Source organism: Luteitalea sp. (genome assembly GCF_044337415.1).
Taxonomy (GTDB): domain Bacteria; phylum Acidobacteriota; class Vicinamibacteria; order Vicinamibacterales; family Vicinamibacteraceae; genus Luteitalea.
Genome location: NZ_JBIINP010000045.1, coordinates 20,543 through 28,746, shown reverse-complemented (window position 1 = coordinate 28,746; position 8,204 = coordinate 20,543). Strand labels below are relative to the sequence as shown.

General features: G+C 69.2%; 7 protein-coding genes. 3 read left to right on the top strand and 4 right to left on the bottom strand.

Features of this window, described 5'->3' with window-relative positions; genetic code table 11:
* Nucleotides 1–62 precede the first annotated feature (62 nt).
* Nucleotides 63–827, bottom strand: a complete 765-nt coding sequence (locus ACIRDX_RS09695; RefSeq protein WP_396625214.1) for a hypothetical protein — start codon at nt 825–827, stop codon at nt 63–65.
* A gap of 151 nt (nt 828–978) precedes the next feature.
* Here ACIRDX_RS09695 and ACIRDX_RS09690 point away from each other — a divergent pair, with 151 nt between their 5' ends.
* Nucleotides 979–1,386 carry an RNA-binding S4 domain-containing protein gene (locus ACIRDX_RS09690; protein WP_396625213.1) on the top strand — a complete coding sequence of 136 codons (408 nt, stop codon included), beginning with the start codon at nt 979–981 and terminating at the stop codon, nt 1,384–1,386.
* A 127-nt stretch (nt 1,387–1,513) separates the two neighbouring features.
* Nucleotides 1,514–1,780 carry a 30S ribosomal protein S20 gene (gene rpsT, locus ACIRDX_RS09685; protein WP_396625212.1) on the top strand — a complete coding sequence of 89 codons (267 nt, stop codon included), beginning with the start codon at nt 1,514–1,516 and terminating at the stop codon, nt 1,778–1,780.
* A 55-nt stretch (nt 1,781–1,835) separates the two neighbouring features.
* Here the strand turns inward: rpsT and holA are convergent, their stop codons facing one another.
* From holA to leuS, 3 genes are all read right to left on the bottom strand, one after another.
* Entirely contained in the window at nt 1,836–2,933 is a 1,098-nt protein-coding gene (gene holA / locus ACIRDX_RS09680) for a DNA polymerase III subunit delta (protein WP_396625211.1), read from the bottom strand.
* Nucleotides 2,934–3,009: 76 nt separating this feature from the next.
* Nucleotides 3,010–3,555 (bottom strand): LPS assembly lipoprotein LptE, encoded by a 546-nt coding sequence (gene lptE / locus ACIRDX_RS09675; protein WP_396625210.1) that lies wholly within the window; start codon nt 3,553–3,555, stop codon nt 3,010–3,012.
* Nucleotides 3,555–6,110 (bottom strand): leucine--tRNA ligase, encoded by a 2,556-nt coding sequence (gene leuS / locus ACIRDX_RS09670; protein WP_396625209.1) that lies wholly within the window; start codon nt 6,108–6,110, stop codon nt 3,555–3,557. Before leuS ends, lptE begins: the two co-directional genes overlap by 1 nt.
* Nucleotides 6,111–6,303: 193 nt before the next feature.
* Here leuS and ACIRDX_RS09665 point away from each other — a divergent pair, with 193 nt between their 5' ends.
* Entirely contained in the window at nt 6,304–8,127 is a 1,824-nt protein-coding gene (locus ACIRDX_RS09665) for a glycoside hydrolase family 2 protein (RefSeq protein WP_396625208.1), read from the top strand.
* Nucleotides 8,128–8,204: the final 77 nt, after the last annotated feature.

The window sequence follows — 8,204 nt, the reverse complement described above, 5'->3', positions numbered from 1 at the left end:
CCGGGTACCGGGTACGGGGTACAGGAGGATGGTAGGGCCGGTTGTCCCAACCCGGCCCCCGGCTAGTACAGGAACGCCAGGGTGCGTCCGACCCAGGCCAGGGCGCGGGCGAGGAACTGGCCCGCGGCGGTAGGCGTGGCCAGCATCGTGCCGGCTTCGGCGACCACGCAGGTCAGGAACCCGATTCGGTAGACCGGATGGACCCGGCCGTCACGCCAGCGGTCGCACAGCATTTCCCAGACGATGAACAGGTTGGTCGCGAGTACGCCCACCGGCGCCGCCCACCCGACCGGGCCCGCGATCGCGACGAGGATCCGGAATGCCGCGGCGCCCATGCCGGCGACGCTGGCGACGATCATGAGTCGCTTGTGGGCCGCCGGACGCCGCCGCAGCACGAGCGCAGCCACGTAGAAGCCGGTAAACAGCACCAGCGTGACGAAGATGGCCGGTCCGAATTGCGACCAGAACGACGAGCGCCCAAGACGCTCCACCTCCGCCATCCGCACCCCGACGACGAGCAGGCCGGTCGCGACCATCAGCACCGCGAGCCCGATGCTCAGTGCCCCGAGCGTGCGATGGAGCGATACCCGCCGGGCGCGGACCAGCGCGGCCTGCAGGGGCAACAGCGCGTACCAGAGGAAGAAGCTCCAGCCGTGGACATGCGTCGCGAGTGGAGCTGCCGGGTACGTCCCGGAGAGTTGCGGACCGAAGTAGGTGAACCAGAAGCCCAGGTACACGGTGGCGGCGATGGCCAGCGTGGACCACAGGTAGTGCGCATCTCGGGTCCTGCCCGGCACAGGCACGGGACGAGTCAGGGTCTGGGCCACGGGACCTCCATGGTGAGGCCGGCCCCGCCGGCCCTGTCGACCCGGGATGATGGCACAGCCATTCGCTGTTCGCCGTTCGTCATCGAGCGACCGTCGCTGAACGTCAAGCATCAGGCGTTAGGCGTTAAGCGTGAAGCGTTAATCTGTGGCCGTGCAGCCAGACGCCCTCGTGTCGGACCGACCGCTCCGGCTCGACGTGTGGCTCGACGTCGCCTGCCTCTGCAAGACCCGCTCGGAGGCCCAGCGGGCCATCAAGGGCGGCAAGGTCGAGGTGAACGGCGAGCGGCCGAAGCAGAATCGCGACGTGAAGCCCGGCGACACGGTCACCCTCACCCGGCCCCTCGGGCGCAAGCAGGTCGTGCGGGTGAAGGCCACCGCCGAGGCGCACATGCCCAAGGCCGAGGCCAAGGCCCTGCTCTTCGAGGACATCACGCCGCCGCCGACGCCCGAGGAACTCGCCTTCCTGCAGTTGCTGAAGGACACCCGGCCTCGCGGCCCGGTGGTGGCCCCGGACAAGCGGGAGCGCCGGGAGTTGCGCAAGCTCAAGGGACGAGACTGACCCCTCGGGCAGCCGTTCCTGTGCTACACTCTGATGTTTCCACTGACCGGGTGGCACGCGCGCCCGGCACTGTGGGGTCCCAACTCGGGGTCCGGAACCAGCGCGTAGGCATAGCGGAGTTGTTGTTGTGGCAAATCACGAATCGGCGCTGAAGGCGCACAAGCAGAGTCTGGCCAACCGCGAGCGCAACCGTCAGGCGCGCACGCGCCTGCGTTCCGCGCTGAAGACGATTCGCAAGGCCCTCACCGCGGGCGATGCGTCCGCCGCGAAGGCCGGGCTGAACGAGACCGTCTCCCTGATCGACAAGATGGCCAAGAAGGGCGTCATCCACGACAACGCGGCCTCGCGTTACAAGTCGCGGATTGCCAAGCGCCTCAACGGCCTCGCAGCCTAGTTCCGCCGGGGAGCTCCCGCCACCTCGGGAGCTTCCTGCCGCTGCACCGCCCCAGCTACGAGCGCGCGCCGCGCCAGCCTCCAGGCTGCGACCTCGGTCCGCCGGCGCTTCCATTTTGAGACCTCGGTCCGCCGGAGCCCGAAGGATTTGACCTTGGTCCGCCGGAGCCCGAAGGGCGAAGGCGACCGCACAGCTCCACCACCAGCCGTTCCAGCACCACCTGCGGGTCGCGTCCCAGCTTGCTCGCGCCGTCGGCGCGATAGAGCGCACGCACCGCCGCGCCCACGCGATCGGGCGCCGCCTGTGGCATGCGTGACCGCACCCACCACCCCAGCTGACCGAGCATCTGGAACGGCGACGAGCCGTTCTCGATCATCAGCTGCACGTGTCGCAGGGCCGTGGCCGCGTCGCCCGCCGCGATGGCGTTGGTCACCGCCCAGTCGTCGAACTGCTGCGCGGCGCCGACCACCAGCCGCACGTCCTGCTCGGTGATGGCTGCCGCGTCCCCCACGAACAGCACCAGCGTGTCGATGTCCTTGCGCAGGCGGACGATGTCGGGGCCGGCGCGCTCGACCAACGCCGTCAGGCCGGGCGCGTCGATGCGCTTGCCGGCCGCTCGCACGCGCTCGGCGGCAAACTGCATCGCATCGCGAAGCGCCGCTTGCGCGCCGTTGAACCCCTCGGCGCTGAAGCCCTCGCACTCGACGGTGACGGCCTGCTTGTCGAGGAGCTTGCCCAGCTTCGTGGCGCGGTTGATGTCGCTCGCCACGAGCACGAGCACGTTGGACGGCTCCGGGTTGGCGACATAGCCCTCGAGACCGCCGGGGTCGGGCGCCGGCGCCTCGTCGATCCCGCCCTCGTCGTCGGCCTCGGCGAGCTTCTTGCGCCCCTTGAACAGGCGCTCGATGTGCGCGAACACGACCACGCGGCGGTCGCCCAGCATCGGCCGCGTCCGTGCCGCGAACACCACGTCGTCCGGGCGCGCGTCGCCGGCGGTGAAGCGCTCGACATTGAAGCCGCGCAGGTCCTCCTCGACGAGGCTCGTGAGCGAGGCGACCACTTCGTCCTTGCCTGCCTCGTCCTCGCCAATCACGAGGTACACGGGCGCGACGGTCCCCTGCTTCAGGGCAGCCGCGAGCTCACGCGGCGTCATGGCTAGAACTCCGCGCGCCGCAACGCGGGGCGCGGTGAGCGTTGCCAGGCGAGGCCGCGCAGCGTCCGGAGCATGGCTAGAAAGCCTCGAGGATCGACGACACGGTGCGTCGGGCCACGGTGTCGGAGATGCGGTCGGCCGCGGCGCGATTCTGGCCGAGGAACGCCGACGCATCGAGTGCGCCGGTGCCCGTCGTGAGGTCGTACTCATCGACGATCTCGAGCGAGGCGTTCTCCCAGATCACCTTGTTGGCCTTGACGTCCTTGAACTCGAGCTTGAGCTGCACCCGCACGATGTAGCGCGTCGCCTGGTTGTTCTCGTTGAAGCCACTGGGCTCGAGCGCGACACCGGCGATGGTGCCGGCCAGCACGGCATCGGCGCCGTCGGTCACGCCGAGCACCTGGTAGCGGCCGCGCCCGAGGAACTCGGTGCGCACCCGCTGCGTGATCATCTGCTCGAGGTCGTACACCGAGGTGTTGTTGGCAAAGATCGGGATGCCGATCACCTTGATGTACGACGGCAGGAAGTTGCCGCGCCCGGCCAGCGTGTACCCGCACCCGCTCGTGGCCGCCGCGGCGGCCACGATGAGGGCGAGCGCCGCGCGACGGCCGATCACCGGCATCACTTGACCACCACGCTGACGAGGCGGCCCGCAGCCACGATCACCTTGACGATGGTCTTGCCGTCGGTGTGCGCCTTGACGTTCGGGTCGGCCAGCGCCGCCGCCTGCACCACATCGTCGGGTGCGCCGGCAGGCACCGTGACACGCCCGCGCACCTTGCCGTTGACCTGCACCGGCATCTCGACGGCTTCCTCGGCCGCCACGGCCGCGTCGAACGACGGCCACCCGGCCGCGACGATGCCGTCGGCGTGTCCGAGCATCTGCCAGAGTTCCTCGGCCATGTGCGGGGCGAAGGGCGACAGCAGCCGCACCAGGGCCTCGACGGCCTCACGCGCGGCCGCGAGCGTGCTGGCCGGGACGTCCGGCACCGTCGGCGCCTCGTCAGCCGCAGCGCGGCGCCCAGGCTTGAAGAGCCCCGTGGTCTCGCCGAACGCGTACAGCTCGTTCACGAGCACCATCAGGCCCGAGATGGCGGTGTTCAACTGGACGCGCGGGTAGAGGTCGCCCGTGACCTTCTCGACCGTCTGGTGCGTGCGGCGACGCAGCGCGCGCTCGGCCTCGGAAAAGGCCCCCACGGCCTCCACGCCAGAAGCAGTCGCCAGCGTTGGCGCCAGCGGCTCCACGAAGCGCCACACGCGCGTGAGGAAGCGGTAGCTGCCCTCGAGGCCCGTGTCGGTCCACTCGACTTCCTTCTCCGGCGGCGCGACGAACATCACGTACAGGCGCAGCGCGTCGGCGCCGAACTTCGCGATCATCTCGTCGGGATCGACGACGTTGCCCTTGGACTTGGACATGACCTGTCCGTCCTTGAGCACCATGCCCTGCGTGAGCAGCCGGGCGAACGGCTCGTCGTGCGACACCATGCCGAGATCGCGGAACACCCGCGCGAAGAAGCGCGAGTAGATCAGGTGCAGGATGGCGTGCTCGACGCCGCCGCTGTAGAAGTCGACGGGCGCCCAGTAGTTGCACTTGGCCGGATCGAACGCCTGCTGGTCGTTCTTCGCGTCCGTGAAGCGGTAGAAGTACCAGGACGAGTCGAAGAACGTGTCCATCGTGTCGGTCTCGCGCCGCGCGGCGCCGCCGCACTTCGGGCACGACACGTTGACGAACTCCGGCAGCTGCGCGAGCGGCGACTCGCCCTTGCCGGTGAACTCGACGATCTTGGGCAGCACGACGGGCAGTTGGTCGTCGGGCACCGGCACGACCCCGCACGACGGGCAGTGGATCATCGGGATCGGCGTGCCCCAGTAGCGCTGCCGCGAGACGCCCCAGTCCTTGAGCCGGTACTGGATGGTCTTCTTGCCGATGCCGCGGGCCTCGGCCGAGGCGGCCATCTTCTGCCACGCCTGCTCGGTGGGCAGCCCCGAGAACTCGTCGGAGTGCACGCTCAGGCCGTACTCGGTGAACGCCTCCGCCATCGTCGCGCCGTCGGCGGGGTCGCCGTCGACCGGCTTGACCACGACCTGCACCGGCAGGCCGTACTTGCGGGCGAACTCGAAGTCGCGCTGGTCGTGCGCGGGCACCGCCATGATGGCGCCCGTGCCGTACCCGCCGAGCACGAAGTTGGCCACCCATACCGGCACCGTCTGGCCGGTGAACGGGTTCATCACGCGGCGGCCGGTGTCGAAGCCTTCCTTCTCCACCTCGCCCGACATGCGGCCCAGGCGGTCCTGTTGGCGGAAGCGCTCGGCCTGCTTGCGGAAGGCGGCGGGATCGGGCGACTCGGCGGCGAACTTTTCGACGAGCTCGTGCTCGGGCGCGATCAGCACGAACGTCGCGCCGAAGATCGTGTCGATGCGCGTGGTGAAGATCTCGATGCCCGCCGCCGTGGCACGGCCCTGGTCATCGGCAATCGGGAACGTGGCCTGCACGCCCTCCGACTTGCCGATCCAGTTGCGCTGCATCGTCAGGACCTTCTCGGGCCAGTCGGGCAGGTGGTTGGTGCCCTCGAGGAGTTCTTCCGCGTAGTGCGTGATGCGGAGGAACCACTGCTCGAGCTCACGCGAGGTGACGTGGCTGCCGCAGCGCCAGCAGGCGCCGTCGATCACCTGCTCGTTGGCGAGCACGGTGAGGCAGCTGGGGCACCAGTTCACGGTCGAGCGGCGGCGGTACGCCAGGTCGCGCTCGGCCATGCGGATGAACAGCCACTGGTTCCACCGGTAGTAGTCGGGCAGGCACGTGGCGAGCTCGCGGCCCCAGGCGTACGAGATGCCGAGGCGCTGGAGCTGCCCCTTCATGTACGCGATGTTGTCGAGCGTCCACTGCTCCGGGTGGAGGTTGTTCTTGATGGCCGCGTTCTCGGCCGGCAGGCCGAACGCATCCCAACCGAAGGGGTGCAGGACGTTGGCGCCCTGCATGCGCTTCAGGCGGGCGACCACGTCGCCAATCATGTAGTTGCGGACGTGTCCCACATGGGCGCGGCCCGAGGGGTACGCGAACATTTCGAGGCAGTAGAACGACGGCTTGGACGCGTCTTCGGAGACCTCGAAGGCTCCGGTCGCGGTCCAGCGTTCCTGCCACTTCTTCTCGATGGTTTGCGGGGAATAGTCGGCCACGGCTAGATCGAACAGTATAGCGGCAGGACCCGGTCCCCGGGTCCTGCCGCTCATTGGCAATGCCGCGATGCCGCGATGCCGGGAATGCCGAAGGCAGGCCACAGGCTACGGGCCAGAGGCGACCTGCTCGGGGTGGGCCGCCTGCAGCCGGCGGCCTGTAGCCATGCCTGTCGCTGTGCTAGCGTGTCGCGCCATGCAACGCCTCAGAGCCCTGAGCCTGGTCCTGGCGCTGGCTGCGGTGCCGGCCCTCGCCGGCGCGCAGACCCCGGCGGCCCTCCCCCGCCCCGAGTTCCCCAATCCCCAGTTCGAGCGCAAGGACTGGCTCTCGCTGAACGGGCCCTGGCGGTTCGCGTTCGACGACGGCGATGCCGGACTGCGGGAAGGGTGGCCATCGACGGGCAAGAAGCTCGACAGGTCCATCGTCGTGCCCTTCGCCTTCGAGAGCCCGAAGAGCGGCATCGGCGACACGCGGTTCCACCCGGTGGTCTGGTACCAGCGCGACGTGGCGATGCCGGCCGCCTGGAAGGGCCGGCGGGTGCTGCTGCGGTTCGGCGCGGTGGACTACCACGCCACCGTGTGGCTCAACGGCCAGAAACTGGGCGAGCACGAGGGCGGCAGCACGCCGTTCGCCTTCGACGTGACCGACCACCTCCGCGACGGCGGCAACGTGGTGATGGTGCGCGCCTTCGACCCGCCGACCGATCGCTTCGTGCCGCGCGGCAAGCAGTACTGGAAGGAGAAGTCGGAGAGCATCTTCTACACGCGTACGTCAGGCATCTGGCAGTCGGTGTGGCTCGAGGCCGTGGGCGACAGCTACCTGTCGCATGTGCGCGTGACGCCGTCGATGGACGGCGCGGTGCGCTTCGATGCGCGCCTGGCGCGCCCGGCGGCCGATCAGGTGCTGCGCGCGACGATCAGCTACAACGGCGCCGTGGTGACGCGCGGCGAGGCGGCCACCGACGGCAGCCGCGCCGGCCTCGGCCTGCGCGTGATCGACCATCGCGAGTGGCAGGTCGGGCAGGGCAACCTCTACGACGTCACGCTCGAACTGGTCCGGGGCGGCGCGGTGATTGACAGCGTGAAGACCTACTACGGCTACCGCGAGGTGACGGTGGACGCGAAGGGCCTGCAGTTCAACGGCCGCCGGCTGTACCTGCGCATGGTGCTCGACCAGGGCTACTGGCCCGAGTCGCTGCTCACGCCGCCGTCCGACGAGGCCATCCAGTACGACATCAAGACCTCGCAGGCGATGGGCTTCAACGGCGCGCGCAAGCACCAGAAGGTGGAGGACCCGCGCTTCCTGTACTGGGCCGACAAGCTCGGCTACCTCGTCTCGGGTGAGATGGCCAACGCGTACCAGTACGACGACCAGTACGTCGCCCGGTTCACGCGCGAGTGGCTCGAGGTGCTCGAGCGCGACATCAACCACCCGTCGATCATCATGTGGATCCCGATCAACGAGAGCTGGGGCACGCCCAACCTCCGCGACAAGCGCCAGCAGGCGCACCTGAAGGCGAACTACTGGCTGACCAAGTCGCTCGACCCGTCGCGCCTGGTGATCGAGAACGACGGCTGGGAGCACGTGGACACCACCGACGTGTTCGGCATCCACGACTACGCGCGCACGGGCGACATGATCGCGAAGAAGTACGCCGTGCTCGACAACCCGACCGCGCGGATCCCCGACAACAGCCGCGCGGCGCTCGTGCCCGGCTACGAGTACAACGGCTCGCCCATCTTCCTGTCGGAGTTCGGCGGCATCGCCTACCGCGCGCCAGGCTCCCCCGTGCCCGAGGGCGCGTGGGGCTACTCGGGTGTCGAGAAGACGCCGGAGGACGCGCTCGCTCGCCTCAAGGGGCTGTACGAGGCCATCGCGAAGGTGCCGCGCATCATCGGCGTCTGCTACACGCAGCTCACCGACGTCGAGCAGGAGATCAACGGCCTGCTCACCTACGACCGGAAGCCGAAGTTCGACGTCAACGCGATCAAGGCGATCAACGATCTCGTGCGGCCATAGCGGCGGGCTGGGGGCTCGGCTGGGGGCTGGGGGCTTGGAGCTGGGGGCTGGGGGCTTGGAGCTGGGGGCTGGCAAGG